Annotated in this window: 21 protein-coding genes and 1 pseudogene; 10 read left to right on the top strand and 12 right to left on the bottom strand. The window is 70.3% G+C overall.

The features are described from left to right. The first annotated feature begins 33 nt into the window (after positions 1–33). A complete protein-coding gene (locus tag EXE59_RS01940) occupies positions 34–1,491 on the top strand; it encodes a hypothetical protein (protein ID WP_135837389.1) in 1,458 nt (485 codons plus the stop codon). After that, positions 1,481–1,912 (top strand): DUF1622 domain-containing protein, encoded by a 432-nt coding sequence (locus EXE59_RS01945; protein ID WP_210428853.1) that lies wholly within the window; start codon positions 1,481–1,483, stop codon positions 1,910–1,912. Before EXE59_RS01940 ends, EXE59_RS01945 begins: the two co-directional genes overlap by 11 nt. Before the next feature lie 49 nt (positions 1,913–1,961). Here EXE59_RS01945 and EXE59_RS01950 read toward each other — a convergent pair whose 3' ends face one another. After that, positions 1,962–2,945, bottom strand: coding sequence for an epoxide hydrolase family protein (locus EXE59_RS01950; protein WP_246056437.1), 984 nt, complete (start codon positions 2,943–2,945; stop codon positions 1,962–1,964). 269 nt (positions 2,946–3,214) lie between these two features. Here EXE59_RS01950 and EXE59_RS01955 point away from each other — a divergent pair, with 269 nt between their 5' ends. The 7 genes from EXE59_RS01955 to EXE59_RS01985 all read left to right on the top strand — a co-directional run bounded on the left by EXE59_RS01955 (position 3,215) and on the right by EXE59_RS01985 (position 11,513). Next, complete coding sequence (locus tag EXE59_RS01955) at positions 3,215–4,909, top strand: CHAP domain-containing protein (RefSeq protein ID WP_135837390.1); 1,695 nt, start codon at positions 3,215–3,217, stop codon at positions 4,907–4,909. A 16-nt stretch (positions 4,910–4,925) separates the two neighbouring features. Beyond that, positions 4,926–5,498, top strand: coding sequence for a TerD family protein (locus EXE59_RS01960; protein ID WP_168218365.1), 573 nt, complete (start codon positions 4,926–4,928; stop codon positions 5,496–5,498). Between the two features lie 147 nt (positions 5,499–5,645). After that, positions 5,646–6,692, top strand: a complete 1,047-nt coding sequence (locus EXE59_RS01965; protein ID WP_168218366.1) for a LacI family DNA-binding transcriptional regulator — start codon at positions 5,646–5,648, stop codon at positions 6,690–6,692. A gap of 98 nt (positions 6,693–6,790) precedes the next feature. After that, positions 6,791–8,101 (top strand): ABC transporter substrate-binding protein, encoded by a 1,311-nt coding sequence (locus EXE59_RS01970; protein ID WP_135837392.1) that lies wholly within the window; start codon positions 6,791–6,793, stop codon positions 8,099–8,101. Then, positions 8,101–9,087 carry a carbohydrate ABC transporter permease gene (locus EXE59_RS01975; protein ID WP_135837393.1) on the top strand — a complete coding sequence of 329 codons (987 nt, stop codon included), beginning with the start codon at positions 8,101–8,103 and terminating at the stop codon, positions 9,085–9,087. Before EXE59_RS01970 ends, EXE59_RS01975 begins: the two co-directional genes overlap by 1 nt. 3 nt (positions 9,088–9,090) lie before the next feature. Next, positions 9,091–9,984: a carbohydrate ABC transporter permease gene (locus EXE59_RS01980; protein ID WP_135837394.1), complete on the top strand. Its 894-nt coding sequence runs from the start codon at positions 9,091–9,093 to the stop codon at positions 9,982–9,984. Between the two features lie 50 nt (positions 9,985–10,034). Further along, positions 10,035–11,513, top strand: a complete 1,479-nt coding sequence (locus EXE59_RS01985; RefSeq protein WP_210428854.1) for a glycoside hydrolase family 32 protein — start codon at positions 10,035–10,037, stop codon at positions 11,511–11,513. Here the strand turns inward: EXE59_RS01985 and EXE59_RS01990 are convergent. The 9 genes from EXE59_RS01990 to EXE59_RS02030 all read right to left on the bottom strand — a co-directional run bounded on the left by EXE59_RS01990 (position 11,449) and on the right by EXE59_RS02030 (position 22,091). Continuing rightward, entirely contained in the window at positions 11,449–12,453 is a 1,005-nt protein-coding gene (locus EXE59_RS01990; RefSeq protein WP_246056439.1) for an aldo/keto reductase, read from the bottom strand. The genes EXE59_RS01985 and EXE59_RS01990 overlap by 65 nt on opposite strands. 10 nt (positions 12,454–12,463) lie before the next feature. Then, complete coding sequence (gene araA / locus EXE59_RS01995) at positions 12,464–13,972, bottom strand: L-arabinose isomerase (protein ID WP_425464503.1); 1,509 nt, start codon at positions 13,970–13,972, stop codon at positions 12,464–12,466. 34 nt (positions 13,973–14,006) lie between these two features. Beyond that, on the bottom strand, positions 14,007–14,684 hold the full coding sequence (locus EXE59_RS02000) for an L-ribulose-5-phosphate 4-epimerase (RefSeq protein ID WP_135837396.1): 678 nt from the start codon (positions 14,682–14,684) through the stop codon (positions 14,007–14,009). A gap of 1 nt (position 14,685) precedes the next feature. Continuing rightward, positions 14,686–16,353, bottom strand: a complete 1,668-nt coding sequence (gene araB / locus EXE59_RS02005) for a ribulokinase (protein ID WP_135837397.1) — start codon at positions 16,351–16,353, stop codon at positions 14,686–14,688. Beyond that, positions 16,353–17,393: a LacI family DNA-binding transcriptional regulator gene (locus EXE59_RS02010; RefSeq protein ID WP_210428855.1), complete on the bottom strand. Its 1,041-nt coding sequence runs from the start codon at positions 17,391–17,393 to the stop codon at positions 16,353–16,355. Before EXE59_RS02010 ends, araB begins: the two co-directional genes overlap by 1 nt. Next, positions 17,390–18,403, bottom strand: a complete 1,014-nt coding sequence (gene yjfF / locus EXE59_RS02015; protein ID WP_135837398.1) for a galactofuranose ABC transporter, permease protein YjfF — start codon at positions 18,401–18,403, stop codon at positions 17,390–17,392. Before yjfF ends, EXE59_RS02010 begins: the two co-directional genes overlap by 4 nt. Beyond that, positions 18,400–19,449, bottom strand: a complete 1,050-nt coding sequence (locus tag EXE59_RS02020) for an ABC transporter permease (protein ID WP_210428856.1) — start codon at positions 19,447–19,449, stop codon at positions 18,400–18,402. The genes yjfF and EXE59_RS02020 overlap by 4 nt, the downstream gene beginning before the upstream one ends. After that, positions 19,442–21,016, bottom strand: coding sequence for a sugar ABC transporter ATP-binding protein (locus tag EXE59_RS02025; protein WP_246056441.1), 1,575 nt, complete (start codon positions 21,014–21,016; stop codon positions 19,442–19,444). Before EXE59_RS02025 ends, EXE59_RS02020 begins: the two co-directional genes overlap by 8 nt. A 79-nt stretch (positions 21,017–21,095) precedes the next feature. Continuing rightward, complete coding sequence (locus EXE59_RS02030; protein WP_210428857.1) at positions 21,096–22,091, bottom strand: ABC transporter substrate-binding protein; 996 nt, start codon at positions 22,089–22,091, stop codon at positions 21,096–21,098. Between the two features lie 161 nt (positions 22,092–22,252). On the opposite strand from EXE59_RS02030, the pseudogene EXE59_RS25050 reads away from it, so the two are divergent. Continuing rightward, a pseudogene (locus EXE59_RS25050) lies at positions 22,253–22,438 on the top strand (helix-turn-helix domain-containing protein); the annotation flags it as partial. A 199-nt stretch (positions 22,439–22,637) separates the two neighbouring features. On the opposite strand, the gene EXE59_RS02040 reads toward EXE59_RS25050, so the two are convergent. Beyond that, positions 22,638–23,630, bottom strand: coding sequence for a LacI family DNA-binding transcriptional regulator (locus tag EXE59_RS02040; RefSeq protein ID WP_210428858.1), 993 nt, complete (start codon positions 23,628–23,630; stop codon positions 22,638–22,640). Positions 23,631–23,710: 80 nt separating this feature from the next. Beyond that, on the bottom strand, positions 23,711–24,427 hold the full coding sequence (locus tag EXE59_RS02045; protein WP_135837402.1) for a hypothetical protein: 717 nt from the start codon (positions 24,425–24,427) through the stop codon (positions 23,711–23,713). Positions 24,428–24,540: the final 113 nt, after the last annotated feature.

Here is a 24,540-nt window from a genome sequence, read left to right on the forward strand (position 1 = left end):
TGTGCTTCGAACACTTGTTCGATAGACTGAAGCATGTCCATCACCAGCCCCGCACGTCAGCCGCTTCCCGCGGCCGATGAGGCGTCTGCGACCCAGGTGCTGGCGCTGGCTACCGGAGCGCTCCGCTCGCGCCGCCTCGCCGAGGTGGAGGAGCTCCGGCTCGGGATCCGGTGGGCGGAGGTCAACGGCCACCCTCGCGACCACCGCGACCCGATGGTCACTCCGGGCGGCGACGGCACTCCCCCGGTCCGCGAGCACGCGATCCCGGAGCTGGCCATGGCGCGCGAGACGCACCCCGCGACCACCCGGGCGCTCGTCGCCGACGGGCTCGACCTCGTCCACCGCCTCCCCCTGACGTGGGCGGTGGTCGAGGCCGGCCAGTGCGAGCCGTGGGTGGCGCGCAAGGTCGCGGTCCTCTCGCGCGCACTGCTCGACGACCAGGTGGCGAAGGTCGACCGGGCCGTCGCCAGGGCCATCGCCGGGCACGCGCCGTCCACCGTGCTCGAGATCGCCCGGGCGAAGGTCATCGAGGCCGACCCCGAGACCCACCGGGCGGAGCGCGAGCGCTCGCGCCACGAGCGCTACGTACGCCTGTCCCGCTCGGACGAGTTCGGCTACCGCCACCTGATCGCGCGGGTGACCGCCGGCGACGCCGCCTGGCTCGACGCCATGGTCGACCGCGTCGCGGACATCCTGGGCACCACGATGGGCGCCGACCACAACCACGACGAGCTGCGGTCGATCGCCCTGGGCTGGCTGGCCCGGCCGGTGGACCTGCTCAAGCTCCTGCTGGAGCACACCGACACGGAGACCGACAGCCCTTCCGCGGCCGCACCCGCATGGGCGATCGACGACCTCGCCGACACCGTCGGCCGGCTCGCAGCGATGCCCGCGCGGCGCCTCGCCCGGCTCCGGGGTCGCGGGCAGCTGTTCGTCCACCTCACCGACGAGGCGCTCCGCACCGGGACCGGCGTGGCGCGCGTCGAGGGCGTCGGCCCCATCGACGTACGCCAGCTGCACGAGGTCCTGGGCCACGCGGACGTCACGGTCACCCCGGTCCTCGACCTGCGGCTGCGCCGTCGCGTCGACGCCTACGAGCACCCCGAGGTGGTCAAGGACCACGTCTGGCTGCAGACGGGCGGCGACTGCTTCCCGTTCACCCCGCGCTCGGCCACGCGCGACCGCGTCGACTTCGACCACGCCGTCCCCTACGACGACACCGGCCCACCGGGGCAGACCGGCCCCCAGAACTCCGGCCCGCTGCGCCGGCGCCACCACCGCACCAAGACCCACGGCGGCCTCACCACCCGCGTCGTCGGTCCCGGCCGACACCTCTGGCGTACGCCCCACGGGCAGGCGTTCCTCGTCGACCACACGGGCACGAGACGGGTGACCGGTGATGAGGCAGCGGCCCTGGCCGGGGCCATCGAGGATGGTGTCGAGCTCTACTTCGGCGCGGCGTCGGTGCGAGAGTGGAGCGGTGATCAGTGACGAGCGGTTCGACGGATTGATGGAGCTGGTGGTCCACGGCTTCGAGCTCGCTGGCGTGGCAGTCCTCGTGCTCGGAGCCCTCGGGGCCTTCGTCCACGCAGCGCTCGTGGCACGCCATCAGAGCGCGACGACTGCCTACGAGACTGCCCGCCGGAACGTCGGTCGTGCCATCCTGCTCGGACTGGAGCTGCTGATCATCGCGGACATCGTCCTGACCATCACGGTCGACGCCACGCTCGACAGCGCGCTCGCCCTCGGCCTCATCGTGGTCGTCCGGACCTTCCTCAGCTTCTCGCTGGAGGTCGAGCTCGAGGGCACCCTTCCGTGGCGTCGGCGGTCGCCCACGAGTGGCAAGGAGCCCGCCAGCAGCGCCGGCGCCCAGGAAGGTCATCAGCCCGCCCGCGGTGCTGGGCCGCGGTGACGCCGTGTCTCAGGTCCGTTCCACCAGGTCGAAGAAGGTGGCGAGCTCGTCAGCAAGGAGCTCCGGCTCCTCCATCGCAGCGAAGTGTCCGCCGCGCGGCATGACGGTGTAGCGGGTCAGGTTGAAACGTCGCTCGATCCATCTGCGGGGCGGCAACGCGCCGATGTCGGCAGGGAACCACGTGAACGCTGTAGGCACCTCCACCCACGCAAGGCGAGGTGAGAAGCAAGTTCTCGCGTTCGTAGTAGTCACGAAACGACGTCGAGATGGTGTTGGTGAACCAGTACAGCGATGCCTGGGTGATCAGGAAGTCGTCGCTGAACCGTGCTGACACATCGCCGTCGCAGTCACTCCACGCCTGGTACTTCTCCAAGATCCAGGCCAGCAGTCCGCTCGGGGAGTCACCCAGACCTTGGGCCAAGGTGAGCGGACGAGTGCGTTGCTGGTGCGCGTAGCCGCCTTCACGCGACTGCCAGTCCGCCTCAGCGGCGAGGAAGTCGCGCTCCTCGTCGGTCACGTCGACGTCGCCATCCTGCAGCGCATTCTCGACGTCACACAGATGCAGTCCGATCACGTGCTCCGGGTGCGCTTGGGCCAGCCACGACACATGCCGTGATGAGAGATCGCCACCATGCACGCCGTAGCGCTCGACACCCAGCACATCGTGCATCAGGCGGTGCCACAGCTCATGGGTAGGCGGCGAGTTCTCGAGGCTGACACGTACATCGGAGAAGGCGAACCCGGGCAGCGACGGAACGACCACCGTGAGACCCCGCGCCGCCAACCGCTGCGCCAGGTCGACCATCTCCAAGAACGTGCTCGGCCACCCGTTGCCCAACAGGAGCGGCCGCGACGTCGACGCACCTTCACTCTCGAAGTACAGGTAGTGGACTCGACCACCCTCGATCTCGGCGAAGCGGTGTGGAAGCCGGTTGATGACGTCCTCCTGCGCACGCCAGTCATAGCCGTCGATCCAGTACCCGACCAGCCGTCGGAGCACCGAGCCGTCAACGCCCGCCTGCCAGCCAGCCACGGGCCATGACCGCGGCCACCGCGTGTGCATAGACGAGCGTGCAGATCCTCGAGGTCGGCCTGCGGCACGTTCAACACCTGTCCCGCCACCCCGCCACCACGGCCCTTCTCTACCATCGCGCCAACGTAGCCGACACGCGCGCGGACCAGCCGCTGACGGTGTACGGGCCTGCCGAGATCCGCACCCACGCGACCAGCGGCCGCGAATTACACCCTTGTTCTTCACTCATCGGCGTGGCGCACTTGACATCAGCCCCATACGATCACCCGGTGCAACAACAGCCCCATTCGTCACAGACGTCACACCGCGTACGCGCAGCACTGCCGGCACTGCTGCTGCGAGCCGTACGCGGTGCGGGTCGTGCGACCACGTTGCTCACCGGCGTGCTCGCGCTGGTCCTGCTCGTCGTGCCGACCACCGTCGACAGGATCAGCCTGACCACGTCGACCTACCTGTGCTCCGGGTACGCCAACTGCCAGGCGGCCGGGTACGGGCACGCCGGCTACCGCCAGGCGGCGTCCACGTCGTACTGGCGCATGTACACCGGGCACAACTGCACCAACTACGTCGCCTATCGGCTGATCCAGTCCGGCATGCCGGACGTCAGGCCGTGGGAGGGCAGCGGCAACGCGTCGAACTGGGGCGCGGCGATGGCGAGCATCACCGACCAGACGCCGACGGTCGGGTCCATCGCCTGGTACAGGTCGAACGTCTCACCGGCGGGATCGAACGGCCACGTCGCCTACGTCGAGCAGGTCATCTCCGACACCGAGATCATCGTCTCGGAGGACTACTGGGGCGGGGACTTCCACTGGCGGCGCGTCACGAAGTCCGGCGGAGGCTGGCCCTCGGGGTTCATCCACTTCAACGACCGCGTGCTCGCGCCGACGACGGCCCCTGCCATCGTCGGGACCCCCGCCGTGGGTGCGCCCCTCGAGGTGGCTGCCGGCGCGTGGACGCCCACGCCGAGCAGCATCACCGTCCGCTGGCTCGCCGACGGGGCCGCCATCCCGGGCGCCACCACGGCCACCTACGTCCCGACGCCCGACGTGAAGGGCAAGGCCCTCACCGCCGAGGTGACGGCGGAGCTGAGTGGCTACTCGGCTGGACGAGCGGTCCTCGCCACTGCTCCCGTCGCCCCCGGCAGGTTCCAGCCCACCGTGCTGCCCACGATCCAGGGCGTCGCGGAGGTCGGTCAGACGCTGACGCTCACGCCGCCGTCGTGGTCGCCGCAGCCCAAGAAGTACAAGACCCAGTGGTACGCCGACGGAGCTGCCGTCCCGGAGGCCACGGGGGCGTCCCTCGTCCTCACCCGGGCCCACCTCGGGAAGAGCATCAGCGCACGCACGGTGGCGAGCGCGAGCGGCTACAAGAAGTCGAGGGCGACCGCGGCCCCGACCACGCCCGTGCTGGCCAAGCCGGTCACGCTCACCAGCCCGTCCCGGGTGAAGGGCCGGCCCGTGGTGGGGCAGAAGCTGGTCGCCCGGGCCGGGACCACGAAGCCCGGGGACGCAACCGCGACGTACGCCTGGTTCCGGGACGGCCAGCGCATCGCCAGGACCACGAAGCCCACCTACACGGTCCGCCGCGCGGACCTCGGCCGCACCCTGTCGGTCCAGGTCACCCTGTCCCGACGGCACTTCCGCAGCACCACGGAGTCGGTCACCGTCGCAGCGGTGACGACCAGGCCCGAGGTGAAGGTGCGCGCCGACGCCACGCGCAAGCGGGTCGCGGTGGACGTTCGCGTACGCGCTCCCGGTGCGTCGAAGCCGGACGGGGCGATGACGGTCAGCGTCGGCGGCCGCACCGTCGAGATCCAGGTCGTCGGTGGAGCGGCGCGGGTCGTCCTGCGCGACCTCCGTCCCGGCGTGAAGCCGGTGGTCGTGCGCTACGCGGGGACCGACATCGTACGGCCTGCCGTCGCGCGTGCGACCGTCACGGTTCCGAAGGGCGGCAAGCGGTGAGGCAGAGGAGCGACCCGTGATCGAGCTGGCCGAGGGCCAGGAGCTCACCCTCGCCACTGCGGACGGCGAGCCCCTGACCACGGTGCAGATGGCCGTCGGCTGGGACCACTCCCCGACGGCAGGCTTCATCGGCAGTGGAGCGGCACCCATCGACCTCGACGCCTCGGCCGTGCAGTTCGCCGGCGACCAGTTCTTCGACCTCGCCTTCTTCAACCACCTCGCGACGCGCGACGGCTCGGTGGTCCACCTCGGCGACAACACCACCGGCAAGGGCACGGGTGACGACGAGGTGATCACCGTGGACCTGGGTCGGGTCTACCCCAAGGTCGACTCGATCCTGTTCCTGGTCACCAGCTACCAGGGGCACTCGCTGGAGTACATCCGCAACGCCTACTGCCGGCTGGTCGACGACGACGGCACCGAGCTGGCGCGCTTCACCCTCACGCTCGGGGTCCGGGAGACGGGGCTCGTCATGGCGAGGCTGTTCCGCGACGGCTCGAGCTGGAAGCTCGGCGCGATCGGGACCGGCATCGCCCTGAGGACGCCGACGGACTCGATCGAGGCGCTCCTGCCGTTCGTCCAGGGCTGACGGTCCGCTCGCCCGTCTCCGATCTCGGGATACGTGCCCCCGGCCGCTGACGCCGCGTCAAGGAAAATCGTTTTGGCGATCCTCTTGACATGAGTGAGTGTGGTCACCCACACTCGAGGTCACCACGCTGGCAAAACGATTGGGCACATGATGGCGAAGCGGATCTCGATCAAGGACGTGGCGCAGCGCGCCGGCGTCTCGGTGACCACCGTGTCGCACGTGCTCAACGACACGCCGGGCAAGCGCATCAGCGACGACACCCGCTCCCGGGTCCGCCGAGCCGCTGACGAGCTCAGCTACCAACCCAACGGCGTGGCCCGCAGCCTGCGTCTCCAGCGCTCCCAGATCCTGGCGATGGTCAGCGACCAGATCGCCACCACCCCCCACGCCGGGCTGATCATCCTCGGGGCCCAGGAGGCGGCGTCCAAGCACGGGTGGCTGCTGATGCTCGTCAACAGCGGCGGGGACCGCGAGACCGAGCGTGCCGAGATCCAGGCGCTCCAGCAGCGTCAGGTCGACGGGTTCCTCTACGCGTCGATGTACCACCAGGTCGTCGATGTGCCGCCCGAGCTCGGCGACTCTCCCCTGACGTTGCTCGACGCACGGTGCGACGACCAGCGCATTCCCTCGGTCGCACCCGACGAGGTGCAGGGCGGGCAAGCGGCGACCCAGCTGCTCCTCGACATGGGGCACCGCCGGATCGGGCTGATCAACAACGTCGACGACATCCCTGCGACGGAGGGCCGCCTCGAGGGATACCTCCGCGCGCTCCGTGAGGCGGGCCTCGAGCCGGACGACGACTTGGTGGTGCGTGATCTCAGCGAAGCCTCGGGCGGCTACCGCGCCGGCCTGGCCCTCCTCGACCGCGCCCCTCGCCCGACCGCGATCTTCTGCTTCAACGACCGCATGGCGATGGGCCTCTACCAGGCCGCCGCCGAGCGTGGCCTCCGCATCCCGGAGGACCTGTCCGTCGTCGGCTTCGACAACCAGGAGCTGATCGCCGACGGGCTGCGCCCGGGGCTCACCACCGTGGCCCTGCCGCACTACGAGATGGGTGCCTGGGCGGTGGAGACCCTCATCCGCCGCCTCGGGGATCCCGACATCGCTCCGGAGCAGGTCCTGCTCCGATGTCCCGTCGTCGCACGGGCCTCGGTCGGCCCGCCCGCCGCGAGCACCAGCAGCCTGACGACGTAGGTCGCTCGACAAGCTCCACAGCCCGCAGCGCAGCCCGGCAGCCCCCGGGCCGGACGGGTGCGCCCGCACCCGCCCGAACCATCCTGAGAGGAACACCCATGTCCCACACATCCACGTCCCGGTCCCGCCACATCGCCCTGACCACGGCAGTGGTCGCGGGGCTCGCCCTCACGGCCTGCTCCGCCGAGAGCGAGGGCAGCGGCGCCACCACCAAGGACGGTGTCACCACCCTCAGCCTCTGGACCCACAACGGTGGCAACGAGGCCGAGCTGGCGATCAACGAACGCGTCGTCGAGGAGTTCAACGCCAGCCACGACGACATCAAGGTCGAGATCGAGTCGTTCCCCCAGGACGCCTACAACGACGCCGTCACCGCTGCCGCTGCCGCCGACAAGCTGCCGTGCGTCCTCGACATCGACGCGCCCAACGTGCCCAACTGGGCGTGGGCCGGCTACCTCGAGCCGCTCGGTCTCTCCGACGACCTCTTCGACGGCCAGCTGGAGAGCACGCTCGGCGTCGTCGACGACGAGGTCTACTCCTTCGGCCACTACGACGTGGCCCTCAACCTCGTCACCCGGCGCTCGACCCTCGAGAAGTACGACATCCGCGTGCCCGACATGGACCAGCCCTGGACGGCTGAGGAGTTCGACGAGGCACTGGCGAAGATCAAGGCAGGCGGCGAGTACGCCTATCCGTTCGACCTCGGCACCGCAGGTGGCGGCGAGTGGATCCCGTACGCCTACTCCCCGATGCTCCAGAGCTTCGGCGGGGACCTCATCGACCGGGACGGCTACACCACGGCCGAGGGCGTCCTCAACGGACCGGAGGCCCTGGACTGGGCCACCTGGACCACGGGCGTCGTCGAGAAGGGGTACGCGGCCAGGAAGTCCGGCGCTGACGCCACCCTCGACTTCGTCAACGGGAAGACCGCGATCATGTGGTCCGGCAGCTGGGCCGCCGTGCCCGTCACCGAGAAGTACGGCGACGACGCGCTCTTCCTGCCTCCGGTCGACTTCGGCAACGGCCCGAAGATCGGCGGCGGATCGTGGCAGTGGGGCCTGAGCTCGGACTGCCCGGCCCTCGACGCCGCCCGCGAGTACCTCGAGTTCTCCGCGAAGACGGAGTACTACGTCGACTACGCCACGGAGCTCAGCCTGATCCCGGCGAAGGAAGAGGCCGCCGCCGAGGTCCCTGACTTCGCACCGGACGGCCGGTTCCGCGACTTCTACGACTACGCCTCGGAGTACGCCGTCCTCCGCCCGGTGACGCCCGCCTACCCGTTCATCTCCTCGACGTTCCAGAAGGCCTACGCCGACATCCTGGCCGGCGGTGACCCGCAGCAGGTCCTCGACAAGGCCGTCAGCGACATCGACACCAACATCCAGCAGAACGGCGACTACGAGTTCTGATGTCCGAGACCATTCCCCACGCCGCCCCCGACACCTCGCCGCCCAGCCGGCACCGTGCCACCACCGCCCGCCGACAGGCGACACCGACCGCCCCGCGGGGGCGGGGTCGACGCCGACACCGGGGTGAGACGCTGGTCGGTCTGGCGATGACCACTCCGGCGGTCGTCCTCCTGCTCGTGTTCTTCGTCGTCCCGGTCGCCCTGATGTTCGGACTCGCGTTCACCAACGCGCGCCTGATCTCACCGCGTCCAGCGGAGTTCACCGGCACGGAGAACTTCACGACGCTCTTCGGTGACTCCCTGTTCTGGGCCTCGTTGCGCAACACCGCGTACTTCGCCGTCGTCGTGGTCCCCGTCCAGGCGGGCCTCGCCCTCGTGCTGGCGCTGCTCGTCAACGCGAAGGTCCGGGGACGCAACTTCTTCCGAACGGTGTACTTCCTCCCGGTGGTCACCTCGATGGTGGTGGTGTCGCTGCTCTGGCGGTTCATCTACGAGCCGGACGGCCTGCTCAACCAGCTCATCAGCGCGATGTCCCTCGGGGCGTGGGACGGCACCGACTGGCTCAACAACCCCTCCACGGCGATGCCCGCGATCATGCTCATGTCGGTCTGGCAGGCCGTCGGCTTCCACATGGTGATCTGGCTGGCCGGCCTGCAGACCATCTCCGCCGATCTCTACGAGGCCGCCGCGCTGGACGGTGCGTCCGGCTGGCGGCTCTTCCGCCACGTGACGTGGCCCGGACTCCTGCAGACGCGGACCTTCGTCCTGATCACGATCACCATCGCGGCGTTCAGCCTCTTCACGCAGATCAGCGTCATGACGCAGGGCGGGCCGCTGGACAGCACCACGACCGTGGTGTTCATGGCCGTGCGCACCGGCTACGAGCAGCACGCCACCGGGTACGCGGCTGCGGTCTCACTCGTCTTCTTCGTCATCGTGCTGACCATCTCCCTGGTGCAGCGCTTCCTCACCCGAGAGAAGGACTGACCCATGGCCGTCGCGAATCCGAGCACCCAGCCCCTCGGGCGGACGCTCTCCCTCCAGGCCGTGCGGGTGCTGCTCCTGCTGGTCTTCGCCTTCCCGATCGTGTTCATGTTCGTCTCGTCCTTCAAGCCGGACGCCCAGATCTTCGCCGACCTCACCTCCTGGCGCGCCTTCGCGCCGGTGGGCGACATCTCCCTCGACAACTACCGTGGCGTCTTCGACCGGGTGCCGGCCGGCAGGATGCTGATGAACTCGGTCGGGATCTCGACGATCACCGTGGTCCTCGGCATCTTCATCAACTCCCTCGCAGCCTTCGCGCTCTCCCGGATGCAGTGGCGCGGGCAGCGGGTGGTCCTCACCGGCATCATCGCCACCCTGATCGTGCCGTTCGAGACCTTCGCCCTGCCGCTGGTGTGGTGGGTCAACAAGTTGCCCTGGCTGGAGGTGCAGGGATTCAGCCTGGTGCTGACCGACGGCTGGCTCGACACCTACCAGGTGCAGGTCCTGCCGTTCGTCGCCAACGCCTTCTCGATCTTCCTGTTCTACCAGTACTTCTCGAGCATCCCGAAGGAGCTGGACGAAGCGGCCCGCGTCGACGGCGCGAGCTGGTTCGGCATCTACCGCCGGATCATCATGCCGTTGTCCGGCCCGGCCGTGGCGACCGTCGCGATCCTCACCTTCCTGCCTGCCTGGAACTCCTACCTCTGGCCCCTCATGGTGGTGCAGAGCGAGGAGTACCGGCCGGTGATGGTGGGCATCCAGTACTTCTTCCAGCTCAACGTGGCGTGGGGCCAGGTCATGGCGTACGCCTCGATGATCACGGTCCCGGTCCTCGCCCTCTTCCTCGCCTTCCAGCGTGCCTTCATCGGCAGCATCGCGTCAGCCGGGGTCAAGGGTTGAGCGCGCGACCACACCTTCAACGTCCCCTCCCCATGCGTCAGGAGCTCTTCGTGTCCGACGAGGCCGTGCGGCCCGCCTTCCACTTCACCCCGGCCCGCAACTGGATGAACGACCCCAACGGGCTCGTCTGGTACGACGGCGAGTACCACCTGTTCTTCCAGTACAACCCGTTGGGCAGCGGCTGGGGCAACATGTCCTGGGGTCACGCTGTCAGCCGCGATCTACTCGACTGGGAGGAGCTCCCGGTCGCACTGGAGCACACGCCGACCGAGGCCGTGTTCTCCGGCAGCGTGGTCGTCGACCGCGCCGACACCTCCGGCCTCGGCGGCGACGACTCCCCGGCGATGGTGGCGGTCTACACCAGCCACGACCTCCTCACCGGGCACCAGGGGCAGTCGGTCGCGTGGAGCACCGACAAGGGGAGGACGTGGACGCGCCACCCGAAGAACCCGGTGCTCGACATCGGCTCCACGGACTTCAGGGACCCGAAGGTGTCGTGGTACGCCGAGGGTGGCTACTGGGTCATGGCAGTCGCGCTCGCGATCGAACGCGTCGTACGCCTCTACCGCTCGGACGACCTGCTCGTCTGGACCCACCTCAGCGACTTCGGTCCGGCCGGCTCCGTGGACGGCGTCTGGGAGTGCCCAGACCTCTTCCCGGTCGCCGTCGACGGAGATCCCGCCCGCACGCGCTGGCTGCTGGTCGTGAGCGTGCAGGAAGGCGCGCCAGCCGGAGGATCGGGTACGCAGTACTTCGTCGGCGACTTCGACGGCACCACCTTCACCGCCGATCCGTCGACAGAGGACGTGTCGTGGGTCGACCACGGCGCCGACTACTACGCCGCGGTCTCGTTCAACGACGAGCCGCACGGCCGTCGGCTGCTCATCGCCTGGATGAGCAACTGGGACTACGCCAGGCAGGTACCCACCCACCCGCACCGGGGCGCGATGTCGACGCCCCGCGCCTACGAGCTGCGCACCGCAGGGGGTCGGCTCGTCCTGGCGCAGACACCGGTCGTCGAGGGGCTGCCGGGCCCGGTCCACCAGGTCACGTCGCAGCCCGTGTGCGACGGCGTGCATCCCCTGCCTGAGGACTTCCGCGCCACCAGCACCGTGCTCACCCTGGAGCTGGACCCCGGCACGGCCTCCCGGTGCGGGCTCCACGTGCGCGCCGGCGACGGCGAGCGCACGGTGGTCGGGTACGACGCCGGCGAGCGCACGCTGTACGTCGACCGGACCAGGTCGGGCGACACCGGCTTCCATCCCGGCTTCGGCGCCGTCCACAGCGCTCCGCTCGACCTCGCCGCCGGAGAGCCGCTGGTGCTCGAGATCCACGTCGACACGACGTCGGTCGAGGTCTACGCCGACGGTGGACGCGTCGTGATCACCGACCAGGTGTTCCCCTCACCCGGCAGCGACGGTATCGCGCTCTTCGCCGAGGGCGGCAACGCCCACCTGCGCCGCCTCACCAGCGCGCGTGCACCTGCTCCCGGACCCGCCGGTCGTACAGGTCGCGCACGCCCTCGATGAACGAGGAGGGCAGCTCCCCGACCGACCCGGCAGCGGCGTTGGCCGACGCCTGCGAGACGTTGCGCGCCCCCGGGATCACCGTCGAGACGCCGGGCTGCCGGATGATCCACGCGATGGCGGCCTGCGCGGGCGTGACGTCGGCGAGGCCGGCGTCGGCGACCAGGGCCGAGAACTCCCGCGCCGCCTCCACGCCCGTGGCGTAGTCGACGCCGGAGAAGGTCTCGCCGACGTCGAAGGCGCTGCCGTCGCGGTTGTAGGTGCGGTGGTCGTCCTCGGCGAAGGCGGTGTCGAGGTCGTAGTTGCCGGAGAGCAGGCCCGAGGCCAGCGGCACGCGGGCGATGATGCCGACCCCGGCGGCCTCGGCCGCGGCCAGCACCTCGTCGAGGGGCTTCATCCGGAAGGCGTTGAGGATGATCTGGATGCTCGCGACATGGGGCCGGGCGATCGCGCTCAGCGCCTGGGCGCAGGTCTCGACGCTGACGCCGTAGGCCGCGATCACGCCCTCGTCGACGAGGCGGTCGAGCACGTCGTACGTCGCGTCGTCGTCGATGACCTCGCTCGGCGGGCAGTGCAGCTGCACCAGGTCGATCGTGTCGACGCCGAGGTTCTTCCGTGAGCGGTCGAGCCACTGGCGGAAGTTGGCCTCGACGTAGTTCGCCGGGACCTGGTCCATCCGGCGCCCCATCTTGGTCGCGACGGTGAACCCGGCGTCCGGGTGGGCCGCGACGAAGCGTCCGACGAGCTGCTCGCTGCGGCCGTCGCCGTAGACGTCGGCGGTGTCGTAGAACGTCACGCCGGCCTCGGCGGACGCCTCCAGCACGGCCAGGGCGTCCGCCTCGCTGACGTCGCCCCAGTCGGCGCCGAGCTGCCAGGTGCCGAGGCCGACGACCGAGACCTCGCGGCCGGTCCTTCCGAGGATGCGGTGCTCCATCTGCGACATGACCACAGTCCTACAGTCCCTCGGCAAGCCGGTGGTAGGCGGCGTTCCACCGCAGCTCGCGCTTGAAGGTGCGCGGGGTGGTGTCGTCGTCGATCACGACCAGCTCGACGCCGGTCATCTCGGCGAAGTCCTCGAAGACCTCCACGCCGACCGCCTTGGACAGCACCGTGTGGTGCGGCGCCCCGGCCATCAGCCACGCCTCGGCCGACGTCGACAGCGACGGGCGCGGCTCCCACACCGCGCACGCGACGGGGAGGTTCGGGAGGTCGGCGTCGGGCTCGACGACGTCGATGTCGTTGACGGTCAGGCGGAACCGGTCGCCCAGGTCGGACAGGCCGGCCACGACCCCGCGGCCCGGGTCGGCGGTGAAGCGGAGGCGTACGGGGTCCTCGCGGCCACCGATCGACAGCGGGTGCACCTCGAGCGAGGGCTGCTTCGTCGTGATGGTCGGGCACACCTCGAGCATGTGCGCGCCGAGGATCTTCTCCTGCCCCGGGACCAGGTGGTAGGTGTAGTCCTCCATGAACGACGTGCCACCGGGCAGGCCCGCGGCCATCGTCTTGGTCGCCCGCAACAGCACCGACGTCTTCCAGTCGCCCTCGCCGCCGAAGCCGTAGCCGTCCGCCATCAGCCGCTGGACCGCGAGGCCCGGCAGCTGGCGCAGCCCGCCCAGGTCCTCGAAGTTCGTCGTGAAGGCTCCGAAGCCGCCCGCGGTGAGGAACTCGCGCAGCCCCAGCTCGATCCGCGCGCCGTAGCGCAGCGAGTCCTCCCGCTCCGCGCCCGGCAGCAGCTCGGGCGCCACGGCGTAGGTGTCGGCGTACTCCTGGACCAGCTTGTCGATGTCGGCGTCGGCGACGTCGTCGACCAGCTCGACGAGGTCGTTGACGCCGTAGGTGTTGACCGAGACGCCGAAGCGCAGCTGCGCCTCGACCTTGTCGCCCTCGGTGACCGCGACGTCGCGCATGTTGTCGCCAAAGCGGGCGAGCCTGAGGTGCGACAGCTCGTGACGGCCCAGCGCGGCGCGCGCCCACAGCGCGACCCGCTGCACGACGACCGGCGAGTCGACGTGGCCGGCGACGGTCTTGCGGGCGACGCCGAGGCGCGACTGGATGTAGCCGAACTCCCGGTCTCCGTGCGCGGCCTGGTTGAGGTTCATGAAGTCCATGTCGATGGTCGACCACGGCAGCTCCATGCCGGCCTGCGTGTGCAGGTGCAGCAGCGGCTTGCGCAGCGCGTCGAGCCCGGCGATCCACATCTTCGCGGGGGAGAAGGTGTGCATCCACGCGATCACGCCCACGCACGCCGGGTCGGAGTTGGCGTCGAGCATCTGCCGGTGGATCGACGCCGCGTCGAGCAGCACCGGCTTCCACACCACCCTCACCGGCAGGTCGCTGCCACCCAGGCGGTCGGCGATGGCTTGCGACTGCGACGCCACCTGGTCCAGGGTCTCCGGACCGTAGAGGCCCTGGCTCCCGGTCAGGAACCAGACCTCGGGGGTGGGTGCGGACGTCATGCTCATGAGGGCTTCCTTCGTGTGTGAGGGACCGGCACGATCAGCGCTGGCCGTAGACGTTCTGGTAGCGGTCGAACAGTGCGTCGACGTGGTGCTGCCCGATGGCCACGGGCTCGCCGAGCTGACGGGAGATGTGGACGGTGCGGGCGACGTCCTCGCACATCACGGCCGCCTTGACCGCCGCGCGGGCGGTCGGGCCGATCGAGAAGACGCCGTGGTTCTGCATCAGCACCGCCGCGGAGCGGCTGCCGCGCAGGGTGTCGACGATCCCGCGGCCGATGGAGTCGTCGCCGATGATCGCGAACGGTCCGACCGGGATCTCCCCGCCGAACTCGTCGGCTCCCATCGTCAGCACGCACGGCACCGGCTCGGCGCGTGCGGCCCAGGCCGTGGCGTAGGTCGAGTGGGTGTGCACCACCCCGCCGACCTCGGGCATCTCGCGGTAGACGTACGCCTGCGCCTCGGTGTCCGAGGAGGGGGCGTGCTCGCCCTCGACCACCTTGCCGGCAAGGTCGCAGACCACCATGTTGTCGGGCGTGAGGTCGTCGTACGACACCCCGCTGGGCTTGATCACGAGCAGGTCGTGGCCGGGCACCCTCGCGGAGACGTTGCCCGCGGTCCACACCACGAGCTGGTAGCGGGTGAGCTGCTCGTGGAGCGCACACACCTCCTGGCGCAGCGCGCGGATCGTGTCGGTCACGTCGGCGACGACGGTCATCTCAGGCACCCTTCCTCGCAACAGCGTCCCGGCGGATCGCCTTGAGCCGCCGCATGGTCGTGGTCGCGCGGCCGAAGTGGTCGTGCAGCGCGACGTACTGCTCGAACAGCGGGTCGTACGCCGCGGCGCGCGCCTCGTCGGGCACGAAGACGTGGCGCCGCACCTTGCCCATCTGCTTGGCAGCGGCAGGCACGTCGTCGTACGCCCCGGCGGCCACCGCGGCGTGGATCGCGGAGCCGAGCGCGGGGCCCTGCTCGGAGTCGATGACCGACAGCGGCAGCCGGGTGACGTCGGCGTAGACCTGCATGAGCAGTGCGTTCTTCTGCAGCCCGCCGGCCACGATGAACTCCTCGACCGGCACCCCGCTGTCGCGGAAGGTCTCGACGATGACGCGGGTGCCGAAGGCGGTGGCCTCCAGCAGCGCGCGGTAGACGTCCTCGGCACGGGTGGCGAGGGTCTGCCCGACGACGAGCCCGGAGAGCTCGTGGTCGACGAGCACCGAGCGGTTGCCGGAGTGCCAGTCGAGCGCGACCAGGCCGTGCTCCCCGATCTCCTGCTGCGAGGCGAGGCGGGTCAGGTGCTCGTGCACCGACTCCCCGGCGGCCGCGGCCGCCTCGACGTAGGACGCGGGCACGCCGTGGTCGACGAACCAGCCGAAGATGTCGCCGACCCCGCTCTGGCCTGCCTCGTAGCCCCAGAGCCCGTCGACGATGCCGCCGTCGACGACGCCGCACATGCCGGGCACCTCGCGCAGCACCTCGGCGTTCATCACGTGGCACGTCGAGGTGCCCATGATCGCGACCATCTGGCCGGACCCGACGGCCTGCGCAGCGGGCGCGGTGACGTGGGCGTCGACGTTGCCGACGGCGACCGCGATGCCCTCGGGCAGACCGGTCCACGCGGCCGCCTCGGCAGTCAGCGTGCCGGCCTTCTCGCCGAGCGCGCCGATGCTGTGCTCGAGCTTGTCGGTGACGAAGTCACCGAAGCCCGGCGAGAGGGCGGCGAGGAACTCCGGCGACGGGTACGCCCCGTCCTGACGGATGCCTTTGTAGCCGGCCGTGCACGCGTTGCGGACGTACGTCCCGCAGAGCTGCCACACGATCCAGTCGGCGGCCTCGACCCAGTGCTCCATCCGGTCGTAGAGGTCGCGGTCCTCCTCGAAGAGCTGGAGCCCCTTGGCGAACTCCCACTCCGAGGAGATCAGCCCGCCGTAGCGCGGCAGCCACGGCTCGGCGCGGTCGCGCGCAAGCTGGTTGATGCGGTCGGCCTGGCCCTGGGCGGCGTGGTGCTTCCACAGCTTGACGTAGGCGTGCGGCCGGTCGGCGAGGCCGTCGACCTCGTTGAGCGGGGTGCCGTCGGCGAGCGTCGGCACCATCGTGCAGGCGGTGAAGTCGGTGGCGATGCCGATCACCTGCGCCGGGTCGATGCCGGCCGCCTCCACGGCGGCCGGGACGGCGACGCGCAGCACCTCGCGGTAGTCCTCGGGCACCTGCAGCGCCCACTCCGGCGGCAGCAGCACCTCGGTGCCCGGCAGGGCCCGCTCGAGCACGGCGTGCGGGTAGGGGTGCACGCCGGTGCCGAGCTCGGCGCCGTCGGAGACGCGTACGACGACCGCGCGTCCGGACAGCGTGCCGTAGTCGACGCCGACGACGTACTGCTCAGATGACATCAGGAGGTCCTCTCGACGGGTGCGGCGCTGCTGGCGCGCACCACGAGCTCGGGCTTGATCAGTCGGTCGGGGCCGGCCTCGCCGGCGAGGGCGGCGCGCAGGATCTCGATCGCGCGGCGGCCGACGGCCTCGAAGTCCTGGCGGACCGTGGTCAGCGGCGGGATCAGGTACGCCGCCTCGGGGATGTCGTCGAAGCCGACGACGCTGACGCCGCGGGGGCCGGTCGGCACGGCGCGGCCGGCCTCGCTGAGCGCGCGCAGCAGGCCCAGCGCCATCTGGTCGTTGGCGCAGAAGACGGCCGTGACGTCCTGGCGCTCCGCGATCCCGCGGCCGAGCTCGAAGCCGCTGGCGGCCGACCAGTCGCCGGTCACGTGCTGCGAGGGCCGCAGCCCCGCGGCGTACATGGCGTCCTGCCAGCCCCGGAGGCGGGCCCGCGCCTCGGTCCACTCCTGAGGACCGGCGAGGTGGACGATGTCGGTGTGGCCGAGCTCGATCAGGTGCCGGGTGCCGAGCTCGGCGCCGGCGACCTGGTCGACGCCGACGGTCCAGCGGGCGTTGGCGGGGTCACCCTCGACGACGATCACCGGGACGCCCCACTGCTCCTGGGCCCGCGCGACCTCGACGGCGTCGTTGGTCGCGTGGATGAGGACGATGCCCTCGACGCCCTGGTTGCGCAGGTGGTCGATGGCGTCGACGAGCTCTTCGCGCGTCATGCTCTGGAGGTTGACCGAGCTGACGAAGTAGCCCGCGTCGCGCCCGGCCGCCTGGATGGTGCGGTGCACCGTCGACGGTCCCCAGTAGCCGCTCTTGGAGCCGATCACGCCGATCGTCGCGGACTTGCGGGTGACCAGCGCGCGGGCCGCGGTGTTGGGACGGTAGCCGAGCTGCCGGATCGCCTCCTCGACCTTCTCGCGGGTGGCGGGGCGCAGGTTGTCCTGCCCGTTGATGACCCGCGACACGGTCTGGTGCGACACCCCGGCCAGCCGGGCGACGTCGGCCATCACGGGAGTACGCCGGACGGTGGGCTCGGCCTCGATCATGCGCGTCGCCTGGTGGCGAAGCGCTGCACGATCACGAAGGCCAGGAGCAGCACGCCGGTGATGATGCGGATCCAGTAGGAGCTGAGGGTGCCGTCGAAGGAGATGAGGGTCTTGATGATGCCGAGCACCAGCACGCCGAGCAGCGAGCCGATCACGTAGCCGCGACCGCCGGTGAGGAGCGTGCCGCCGATGACGACCGCGGCGATGGCGTCGAGCTCCATGCCGATCGCGTGCAGGCTGTTGCCCGAGAGGATGTAGAGGGAGAACAGCAGCCCGGCCAGCGCGGCGCAGAAGCCGCTGATGACGTAGACGCCGACCTTGGTCGCCGCGACCCGCAGGCCCATCAGCATCGCCGAGGCCTCGTTGCCGCCGATGGCGTAGACCGTGCGGCCGAAGCGGGTGCGCGCCAGCACGTACGCCGCGACGGCGACCGTGGCGAGCGCGATGATCGCGGTCCAGCGGACGTAGTAGTCGCCGAGGTAGACGGTCCTGAACGCGAGCTCGGTGAAGGTGGGGTCCTTGATCGAGATCGACTCGACGCTGATCAGGTAGGTGATGCCGCGGGCGAGGAACAGCCCGGCGAGCGTCGCGATGAACGGCTGGATGTCGAAGTAGTGGATGAGCAGGCCCATCAGCAGCCCGAGCAGCGTGCCGGTCGCGAGCACGGCGGCCATCGAGGCGTACGGCGACCAGCCGAGCTCGAGCGTCTTCGCCGCGATCATCGTCGACAGCGCCACGACCGAGCCGACCGACAGGTCGATGCCGCCGGTGAGGATGACGAAGGTCATGCCCACGCCGAGCACGATGAGGAAGGCGTTGTCGATCAGCAGGCTGAGGAGGACCTGGGGGTCGGTGAGGCCGTCATAGCGCATCCCGCCGACGCCGAAGAGACCGACGAAGAGCGCCGCGGTCGCGATGATCGGCAGGTAGCGGTTCGGTGGACGGTAGGTCCGCACCCGGTCCCAGGTCGAGGCACGATCCGAGGAAGGGGGGACGGTGATGGCGCTCATGCGGTGACTCCGTTCGCGAGTGTTGGGGCGCCCGGCCGGCGTACGCGCAGCAGGGCGCGCGCCTTCGGCGACTGCAGGAGGCACACGGCGATCACGACGACCGCCTTGAAGAGGTAGTTGACCTCCGAGGGGATCCCGATGTTGGGGATGGTGCGGGCCAGGGCGGCGATGAACAGCGCCCCGACGAAGGTGCCGGCCAGGGAGAACCGGCCGCCCATCAGCGAGGTGCCGCCGATGACCACCGCGAGGATCGCGTCGAGCTCGATCCACAGGCCGAGGCTGTTGGCGTTGACGGAGTTGGTGTTGGCCGCGATCACCAGGCCGGCCAGTCCGGCGCACAGCCCGGAGAAGGCGTAGACGGTCCAGATGATGGTGCGCGCCCGGACGCCGGCGAGCCGGCTGGCCTCGGGGTTGATGCCGACCGCCTCGATGAGCATGCCCAGGGCCGTACGCCGGGTGAGCAGGGCGGTGAACACCACCATGCCGACCGCGACGAGGAACGCCAGCGGGAGCGTGAGGACGAAGCCGGAGGCGAGGTCGCTGAACCACGGGTTGTTGACCGTCGTGATCTGGCCATCGGTGATCGCCATCGAGATGCCGCGCCCGGCGACCATGAGGATCAGCGTGGCGATGATCGGCTGGATCCCGAGGACGGAGACGAGCAGGCCGTTCCAGGCGCCGAGGACGATGCAGACGACGATCGCGTAGGTCATGGCCATGACGGCGGTGCTCAGGGCGGCCTCGTCGGCGGCGCCGATGATCCGGGTGCAGGCGACGGCTGCGGCGATGGCGGCGATCGCGCCGACGGAGAGGTCGATGCCGCGGGTGGCGATGACCAGGGTCATGCCGAGCGCGACGAGCATCACCGGCGCGCTGTTGCGCATGATGTCGATGACGTTGCCGTAGAGGTGACCGTCCTGCATGCGCACGTCGAGGAACGCCGGCTTGGCGATGACGTTGACAGCCAGCAGCACCAGCAGCGCGAGGACGGGCCACAGGAGCTGGTGGCGAAGCACGCGCTGGGCGAGGGTCGGGTTCTCAGGCACGGGTCTCTCCCTCCCGGGCCTCGCCCGCGATGATCTCGAGGACGTCGCGGACGCTGACGTCGTCGTTGGTCTGCTCGTGGATCTTGCGGCGGTCGCGCATCACGACGAGCCGGTCGCTGAGGCGTAGTACCTCCTCGAGCTCGGCGGAGATGAAGACGACCGAGAGGCCCTGCGCCGCGAGCTCGGCGACCTTGGCCTGGATCTGCGCCTTGGCGCCGATGTCGATGCCGCGGGTGGGCTCGTCGAGGATGAGGATCTCCGGCTCGGTGATCAGCCACCGGGCGAGCAGGACCTTCTGCTGGTTGCCGCCGGACAGGTGGCGCATGAGCGCGTGGGGGTCGGCTGGCCGGATGTCGAGGGCCTCGATGTAGTCCTTGACCAGGCGGGTGCGCGTCGCCTGCGGGATCGGCCGCAGCCAGCCCCGCGACGCCTGGAGCGCGAGGAGCATGTTGTCGGCGACGGTGAGGTCGCCGACGACGCCCTCGGCCTTGCGGTCCTCGCTGGAGAAGGCGATGTTGCGGTCGATCGCGTGGCGGGGGCTGCGCAGCTTGCGGCGGTGCGAGCGGACCGCGAGCTCCCCGCTGTCGGCGGTGTCGGCGCCGAAGAGCAGGCGCGCGAGCTCGGTGCGGCCCGAGCCGAGCAGGCCGGCGATGCCGACGACCTCGCCCTCGAAGAGCTCGAGGTCGGTGGCCTCGAGGCTGTTCCTGCGGCCGAGGCCGACCGCCTTCAGCAGCGGGGTGCCGGACCCGGACTCCGTGTGGGGTGCCTCGCGGTCGAGACGGTCGAGGACCTCCAGCTCGCGGCCGATCATGAGGCGTACGAGCTCGAGCTGCGTCGTGTCGGCGACCATCCGCTCCTCGACGAGCCTGCCGTTGCGCAGGATGGTCATCCGGTCGGCGATCTCGTAGATCTGGTCGAGGAAGTGGGAGACGAAGACGATCGCCACGCCCTCGTCGCGCAGGCGGCGCATGACGGTGAAGAGCTTCTCCACCTCATCCGCGTCGAGGCTCGAGGTGGGCTCGTCGAGGATCAGCACCTTGGCCTCGACGTCGACGGCGCGGGCGATCGCGACCAGCTGCTGCACCGCGATGGGGTGCTCGTCGAGGACCGTACGGGGGTCGATGTCGATGCCGAGGTGCAGGAGGGTGCGGCGGGCGCGACGGTTCATCTCGCGCACGTTGATCGAGCCGAACCGGCGGGGCTCGCGGCCGAGCAGCATGTTCTCCGCGACCGTCAGGTTCGGGACCAGGTTGACCTCCTGGTAGACGGTGCTGATGCCGGCGGCCTGCGAGGCGGCCGGCGAGTGGAACTCGTGCTGCTCACCGCCGACGAGCACGGTGCCCGCGTCGATCGTGTAGACGCCGGTGAGCGCCTTGATGAGGGTCGACTTGCCGGCGCCGTTCTCGCCCATGAGGGCGTGCACCTCGCCGGGGAACAGCCGCACCGAGACGCCGTCGAGGGCGCGCACGGCTCCGAAGGTGATGGAGATGTCGCGCATCTCGATCACCGGCTGCGCCTGCGCCTCGGGCCGGGCGACGGTGTCGGGCTGCGTCCTCATCTGGGTCATCTCGTTCCTCTCTGGGTGGTGCCGTGCTCCCGAGGCCGCACCCCCGGGGTGCGGCCCGGGGGTGCGGCTGATCCGTGGATCAGTACTGCCGGTCGGGCAGGACCTCCTTGGCCTGCTCCTGGGTGAAGGCGCTCTCCTCGGTCACGACGCGCTCGGGGACCTCCTCGCCGTCGAGGACCTTCTTGGCCAGGTCCATCAGCTGGGGACCGAGCAGCGGGTTGCACTCGACGATGTAGTTGATCTTGCCGTCGGCGAGGGCCTGCATGCCGTCCTTGACCGCGTCGATCGTGATGATCTGGATGTCCTTGCCGGGCTCGAGGCCGGCGGCCTCGATGGCCTCGATGGCACCCAGGCCCATGTCGTCGTTGTGGGCGAAGACCACGTCGATCGAGTCGTCGGACTGCAGGAAGGACTCCATGACCTGCTTGCCGCCGTCGCGGGTGAAGTCGCCGGTCTGCGACGCGGTGACCTCGATGGTGTCGTCCGCGGCGATCTTGTCGGCGAAGCCCTCTGCGCGGTCGATCGCGGGAGCGGCACCGGTGGTGCCCTCGAGCTGGACCACGTTGACGGTGCCGTCACCGTCGACGTCGGCCTCCTTGGCGTTCTCGACGAGCCACTCGCCGGCCTTCTCGCCCTCGAGGACGAAGTCGGAGCCGAGGAAGGTCTCGTAGAGGGAGGTGTCCTCCACGTCGACCGCGCGGTCGGTGAGGATGACCGGGATGCCGGCCGCCTTGGCCTCCTGGAGGACGGCGTCGAAGCCGGTCTCCACCACCGGGCTGAAGGCGATGACGTCGACCTTCTGCTGGATGTAGGAGCGGATCGCCTGGATCTGGTTCTCCTGCTTGCCCTGGGCGTCGGTGAACTTGAGGTCGATGCCCTCGGCCTCAGCCGTCTCCTGGATGGACTTCGTGTTGGCCGTGCGCCAGCCGCTCTCCGCGCCGACCTGCGCGAAGCCCATCGTGATCGTGCCGTCGTCGTCGCCGCCGGAGCCCGACTCGGCGTTGCTGCTGCCGCAGCTGGTGAGAGCGAAGGTGCTCAGAGAGATCGCCGTTGCGGCGACCAGGGTCTTCTTCACCACTGTCTTTCCTCCACATCAAAGGGGCTGTCTCGCCCGTGTGACCGGTGTCACGTGCCACGAGTGTGAGCGCTAACATTCCGCTCGTCAAGCCTTCTCAACAGAATCTCTCACACCAGATGTGAACGTTCACCCAGAACGGGCACGAGGCAGGAGCCGTGATGGAGACGCTCGCCCCGGACGTACGCGGCCACGGCCTGCGCCCGCTGCGGCGCGGCGCCGGGCTGCCGGTCAGGCGCATCGCGCAGCACCTCGGCGTGCGCGAGTCGACGGTCTACAACTGGGAGTCAGGCCGCGTCCGGATCCCCGGCGACCACCTGCCCGGGCTGGCGTCGCTGCTCGGCACCTCGCCCCCCGTCCTCGTCCCGGTGCTGCGCTCCTCTCCCCCGCCCGTCGCGCGCGGACCGGTGCCGCCGCTGCGGCGGCTGCGGCGGCGTACCGCGTGCCGGTCGCGCGGGTGGCCGCCCTCGCCGGGGTGCCGAGCAGGCGTTCGCGCGAGCGGCTGGAGCGCCTCCACGGCCTGTCGGCCGGTGCGTTGCTGGCGGCCTACCCGGGCGGTTGAGGGCGGGCGGCGGTGGACCGGCGGACCGTCAGCGTCGGCATGATCGGGTCGAGCGTGGCCTCGTCCTCACCGCGCACGGCGCCGAGCGCCAGGCTCAGGGCCCGGCGGCCGAGCTCGGCGAAGTCCTGGGAGACCGTGGTGAGCGCCGGCCAGTAGTAGGCCGACTCCGGCACGTCGTCGAAGCCCACGACGCTCACGTCGTCGGGCACCCGGCGACCGCGCTCGTGGAGGGCGTTGAGGAGACCGAGCGCCATCGGGTCGTTGCCGGCGAAGACCGCCGTGACGTCGGGGTCGTCGGCGATGAGGAGCCCCGCGCGGTGGCCGCTCTCCGGTGACCAGTCGCCCTCGAGCTCGGGGCCCGGCAGCAGCCCGCGCTCCTCGTGCGCGCGGCGCCAGCCGGCCCGGCGCTGCTCGGCCTCCACCCAGTCGGCCGGGCCGGCGACGTGGGCGACGTGGCGGTGGCCGAGGTCGAGCAGGTGGCCCACGGCGAGCTCGGCGCCCGCCTGCTGGTCGATGCCCGCGGACAGGGGCGTCCCGGCCACGACGCCCTGCACCGTCACGATGGGGATGGAGAGCTGGAGGGACTGCGTCATCTCGGCGGCCTCGCGGTGCGCGACCGCGACGACGATCGCCTCGACGGCCTGGTCGAGCAGCCGCTCGACGGCGTTGTCGAGCATCTCGGCGGAGAACTCGGGCAGCCCGACGAGCGAGACGTCCCAGCCCTCGGCGTAGCCCGCCTCCTGCACGCCCAGCGCGATCATGCTCGGCCCGTGCAGGCCGAGGTGCGCGGTGACCATGCCGATGCGGCGGGACCGGTTGGTGGCGAGGAGCCGCGCCGCGAAGTTGCGCCGGTAGCCGAGCTCCTCGATCGCGGCGAGCACCCGCAGGCGCGTCTCCTCCTTGACCAGCGAGGCGTCGTTGAGCACGCGCGACACCGTCTGGTGCGAGACGCCAGCGACCGCGGCTACCTGCGCCATGCTCGGCGACCTGCCTGCTCCTCGACGGCTGCCGTTGTCCCCCATGCGCGCATCCTAGGGCGAGGGACGAGTCGTTCGGGTCAGTCCTTCTCGAGGGCGAACTCGACGGTGCCGTTCCAGCCGTCGACCTTCCACTGGCCGTCGACCTCCTTGAGCCAGAACTCCTGCGTTCGGTCTGCACGACTGACCGCGGGCGTGCCCTTGTTGACGAAGTTGAACCTGGCGCCGGTCTTCATGGTCACCCAGACCCGACCATCGGTGGACAGGTCGATGTCCAGGCTCTTGACGGTCCGGTCGAACATCAGCGGCACCGTCGGGTCGGTGGGCCGCATGGCCTTGTCGTACATCCCGTACGTGGTCCAGGACATCATGTCGTTCCACGCCTCAGTGCCGTCGGCCTTCTTCTCCCGGAAGTAGGTCTTCACGGTGCTCGTCCAGTCGCGGGCCGCGTCGGCGGTCATGTCCCTGCGGGCCGACAGCATCCACCGCGTCGACTCGGCGCGTCCCTTCTTGCCGTCGTGGACGAAGCTCCGCTCGTTGAAGGTGTGGTCCCGCGCGATCCGCAGCATCAGGTCGCGGACCTCCTCGCCGGCTCCAGGCCCCTTGAGACCGTCGACGCGGTCCTCGATGACGACCTTCCTGACCTTCCACTCCCCTGCCGACAGGACCGGAGCCTCGGGCTCGGGTGATGGGGGCGTGCTCGCCGCGCCTGCGGCGGGCCCTCCGTCTCGAGCGTCGCTCTCCGACACGTCGGGGCTGCACGCGGACGCCCCGGCGAGCACTCCCACCACCAGCACGGCGGCGAGCCGCCTCCGCGCTGCCCCTCGTCGTACTGCCCGGTTCACAACTTTGGCGCGCGCAAGCACAGCGGAGTCCCCCACTCGACATGGTCGCGCGAGTCGCGACCGGC

This window comes from Nocardioides eburneiflavus, from assembly GCF_004785795.1.
Lineage (GTDB): Bacteria > Actinomycetota > Actinomycetes > Propionibacteriales > Nocardioidaceae > Nocardioides > Nocardioides eburneiflavus.